Source organism: Bacteroidota bacterium (assembly GCA_030706565.1).
Taxonomy (GTDB): Bacteria; Bacteroidota; Bacteroidia; order Bacteroidales; family JAUZOH01; genus JAUZOH01.
Genome location: JAUZOH010000437.1, coordinates 1 through 2,989, shown reverse-complemented (window position 1 = coordinate 2,989; position 2,989 = coordinate 1). Strand labels below are relative to the sequence as shown.

Here is a 2,989-nt window from a genome sequence, read left to right as displayed (position 1 = left end):
TCTAACAGGACAGGACTATTTTCAACACTTGATGCTGATGAAGATAGCCCTGTTTTCTTCATTTTTAAAATAAGTACTAAGATTTAGTAAAGGAAGTTGTCAAAAGGGTATCTTTTTGCATGAATTTCTTTTACCCTATCATAAAGGATATTTTTAAGTTCCTCTATATTTTGCTTTTCCCGGGCAGAAATGAAGATACAGTTTTTATTGGTTTTCCCCATCCAGGTATTCTTAAGCTCTTCAAGCGTAATATTTTCCTTTACTTTTGGAGTAAGGTCATCTTCCTCTTTTTTTATAAAGGAATAGGCATCAATTTTATTGAATACCAAATAGCAGGGTTTATCAGCCACACCTAATTCCTTCAGGGTTTGGTTTACTACCTGAATCTGCTCTTCAAAGTTTGAATGTGATATATCCACCACATGAAGCAGGATATCCGCTTCGCGCACTTCATCCAGGGTGGATTTAAAAGATTCGATCAACATGGTCGGCAGCTTACGGATGAATCCGACGGTATCACTGATCAAAAAAGGAAGATTGCCTATCACCATTTTACGGACCGTAGTATCCAGGGTAGCAAATAGCTTGTTTTCGGCGAACAAGTCGGATTTGCTCAGCAGGTTCATAATGGTTGATTTGCCCACATTCGTATAGCCCACAAGGGCAACCCTGACCAGCTTGCCCCGGTTTCCCCGCTGCGTGGCCATTTGTTTGTCAATTTTCTTAAGCTGTTCCTTTAATAAGGAAATTTTATCCCGGATGATACGCCGGTCGGTTTCCAGTTCTTTTTCACCCGGGCCTCTTAACCCGATTCCACCCTTCTGCCGTTCCAGGTGTGTCCACAAATGCTTTAAACGGGGAAGTATATACTCATATTGGGCCAGTTCTACCTGAATTTTGGCATAAGAAGTCTTGGCCCGGCTTGCAAAAATATCCAGGATCAGGCTGGTACGGTCTAGTACCCTGCAATCCAGTACTTTTTCAATATTTCTTTGCTGGCCCGGCGAAAGTTCATCATCAAAAATAGCCAGATCTATTTGATTTTCTGATATATATTGACGTACCTGTTCCAATTTCCCTGAACCGATAAAGGTATCGGGCTCGGTGGTTGAAAGTTTCTGAATAAAAGTTTTTTTTGCTATTGCACCGGCAGTATCGGCCAGAAAAGCAAGTTCATCAAGGTTCTCCTTTACTTCTTCCTCCTGAAATGCAGGCAGGATAACTCCAATTAGTACTGCAGACTCCTGTACTTTTTCATAACTAATTGGGACTTTATTATTCATTCAGGAATTAAATAAGATTTAAAGGACAAAATTAATAGGTAAGCTCAATTGCACCGGAACAGGTTTTCCCCATTTCTTTTTCCCCGGAGTCCATCGCGGAGAATTTTTAACCACGTTGAGTACGGCATTATCCAACACCGGATTTACGCCTTTAACCAAGGTAACATCAACAACAGAACCATTTTTATTAATTACAAACTGTACCATGATGTTTCCTTTTATTCCCTTGTTTGCAGCCCATTCCGGATATTTCAGGTTTTTGGAAATATATTCCCTGAAAGCCTGCCAGCCTTTTCCATTGAAAGTAGGCAACTGATCGGGTACAGCGTAAAAACTTTCACCCGATTCACCCGAGGCCATCCCTTCGTCGGCAACATAAATAGTATCCTTTGATTTATTTTGCGCGATTTTGGTTGAAAGGGAATCAATTTCTTTATTCACCTGGTTGTCTGCAACAATTTTCAATATTTGTGAAGGAGGAGGAGTATTTTGCTGCTTTTGTCCCGGAGCATTTTGCACAGCCGGCTTCCCGGCTTTCCTTTCCATCGGAATGGCTTTAGGCTCTGGAGGTACATCCATAGGAATAATTTTCGTCAGGTTGACCATAGGAATTGAAGAAGTTTTGCCCCTGTGTTCAAACCAGCTCAGAAAACTTTCAGGATCCGTTATAATCACGAAAGTGATCAACAAAAAAAGGATTACAAACGAATGCCACAAAAAGACCAAAACAGGGGCAACAATGCGCGCAGCAACGATATAATGCGCCTCGCAGGTATCCCATATCCTTTTTTTAATTTCTTTATATTTCCCCATGAAATTCATTTGATATCGCCTAAAAAAAGTTCACAAAGATATATAAATTTTCAATTGAATGACAAAGCTTGATTGTCTATACCTTATATAACATCGAGAAAAATCTAAAAAGAAAAAAAATGAATTATTTCTTAGTTGGTAAATTGCGGAAAAGAAAAAAATATTAATTTAGCAGCCGAATTAGAAATTATTATTTCAAGAGATAAATTCATAAGGGGAATTAGCTCAGTTGGCTAGAGCGCTTGCATGGCATGCAAGAGGTCACGAGTTCGACTCTCGTATTCTCCACAAAAAAGGATGAAGTTTTTTTCTTCATCCTTTTTTGTGAATACAATTTTCCATTAAATAAAATTATTTCAAATCAAAACGGTCAAGGTTCATTACTTTGTTCCATGCTGCCACAAAGTCTTTTACAAATTTTTCCTGTGCATCGAAACTTCCGTAAACCTCAGCAAGCGCCCTTAACTCAGAATTTGAACCAAAAATGAGGTCAGCTCGGGTTGCTGTCCATTTAATTTCACCTGTTTTGCGGTCTCGTCCATTAAAAGTTTCCTTGTCCTCTGAGGCTGGCATCCATGCAGTACTCATGTCAAGAAGGTTTACAAAAAAATCGTTGGTAAGAACTTCAGGGCGATTGGTAAAAACTCCATATTTCGAATGGTCGAAGTTTGTATTTAAAACTCGCATCCCCCCGATTAGAACGGTCATTTCGGGGGCTGTCAAAGTCAGCAATTGTGCTTTATCAATCAACAATTCTTCGGTAGATACTTTATATTTCGTTTTCAAATAATTACGGAAACCGTCGGCCACGGGTTCCAACACTTTAAACGATTCAACATCGGTCTGCTCCAGTAAAGCATCCATGCGACCCGGAGTAAAAGGTACTGTAATAT

Annotated in this window: 3 protein-coding genes and 1 tRNA gene; 1 reads left to right on the top strand and 3 read right to left on the bottom strand. The window is 39.5% G+C overall.

The window, feature by feature from the left end:
- Positions 1-83: 83 nt before the first annotated feature.
- Together hflX and Q8907_15255 are read right to left on the bottom strand one after the other, a co-directional pair.
- Entirely contained in the window at positions 84-1,283 is a 1,200-nt protein-coding gene (gene hflX, locus Q8907_15260) for a GTPase HflX (protein MDP4275629.1), read from the bottom strand.
- Positions 1,284-1,301: 18 nt separating this feature from the next.
- Positions 1,302-2,096: a TonB family protein gene (locus Q8907_15255; protein ID MDP4275628.1), complete on the bottom strand. Its 795-nt coding sequence runs from the start codon at positions 2,094-2,096 to the stop codon at positions 1,302-1,304.
- Positions 2,097-2,310: 214 nt separating this feature from the next.
- Here Q8907_15255 and Q8907_15250 point away from each other — a divergent pair.
- Positions 2,311-2,384, top strand: a tRNA-Ala gene (locus tag Q8907_15250).
- A 63-nt stretch (positions 2,385-2,447) separates the two neighbouring features.
- Here the strand turns inward: Q8907_15250 and Q8907_15245 are convergent.
- Positions 2,448-2,989 (bottom strand): peroxidase family protein (locus tag Q8907_15245; protein MDP4275627.1); only part of this gene is annotated, 542 nt, incomplete at its 5' end.